General features: G+C 56.2%; 1 pseudogene. It reads right to left on the bottom strand.

The window, feature by feature from the left end:
* A pseudogene (locus GV64_RS25360) lies at positions 1 to 974 on the bottom strand (hypothetical protein); the annotation flags it as partial.
* Between the last annotated feature and the right edge of the window lie 288 nt (positions 975 to 1,262).

Below are 1,262 nucleotides of genomic sequence, written 5' to 3' on the forward strand. Positions count from 1 at the left end.
TTGATCCGCGCATCCGATGCCTGCAGTTTCGACGTCGCCTGGTTCAGCTGCTGTTCTGCAACCCGCGCTTTTTCCTGCGCGTCAGAGACTTTCCCCTGCAGCTCGCCATTCTTCTGCTCCAGCGCCCCGTTTTTCTGTTGCTCCGCCTTCAATCCATCCCGCGCCCGGTTCAACTCTGCCTGCGCGTCAGCCACCGCCTGGGTCTGTTTGCCCCGCTCGAGTTCCAGCTCCTCGATCCGCGCATCCGATGCCTGCAGTTTCGACGTCGCCTGGTTCAGCTGCTGTTCTGCAACCCGCGCTTTTTCCTGCGCGTCAGAGACTTTCCCCTGCAGCTCGCCATTCTTCTGCTCCAGCGCCCCGTTTTTCTGTTGCTCCGCCTTCAATCCATCCCGCGCCCGGTTCAACTCTGCCTGCGCGTCAGCCACCGCCTGGGTCTGTTTGCCCCGCTCGAGTTCCAGCTCCTCGATCCGCGCATCCGATGCCTGCAGTTTCGACGTCGCCTGGTTCAGCTGCTGTTCTGCAACCCGCGCTTTTTCCTGCGCGTCAGAGACTTTCCCCTGCAGCTCGCCATTCTTCTGCTCCAGCGCCCCGTTTTTCTGTTGCTCCGCCTTCAATCCATCCCGCGCCCGGTTCAACTCTGCCTGCGCGTCAGCCACCGCCTGGGTCTGTTTGCCCCGCTCGAGTTCCAGCTCCTCGATCCGCGCATCCGATGCCTGCAGTTTCGACGTCGCCTGGTTCAGCTGCTGTTCTGCAACCCGCGCTTTTTCCTGCAGGTCTCTATTCTTCTGTTCCAGCGCCCCGTTTTTCTGTGGCTTTCCTTTTTCTGCATCTGGTAAATCATCTGGTAATATTTCTGTCTGGACACTCTCGGTTTTTTTATCTGTCTTCTGAGTTGTTGCTGGCTTGTCGGGGCCAACAACATCTGGGCTATTTGATTCTGGTTTAACTTTTACATCACCGCGCTCAATCGTCATTGAGGTCGAACCAGGCTTATACTCCTCAGCAGGTATGGAGACTGGCGCATGTGTTAAAGTTCGGTTGTACTGATCCGGTGGCAGTGGACTGCCCGGTCCGGGCTCTATAACACTTCCATCATCAAGTTCAGGATTAAATGAATCAGAGGGAGGGGGTTTTGGCCCTTGTATGGTTGCTGGCTTCGGGGGTCTTGTTTCAGTTGTTCCTGAGTCTTCATCTTCCCACTCTGGTTCACCTATAGACTCCGGAATACTTTCAGTATCAGATGCTGGTTTAGAACCAATTCC

The organism is Endozoicomonas elysicola (assembly GCF_000710775.1).
In the GTDB taxonomy this organism is placed as follows: Bacteria; Pseudomonadota; Gammaproteobacteria; order Pseudomonadales; family Endozoicomonadaceae; genus Endozoicomonas; species Endozoicomonas elysicola.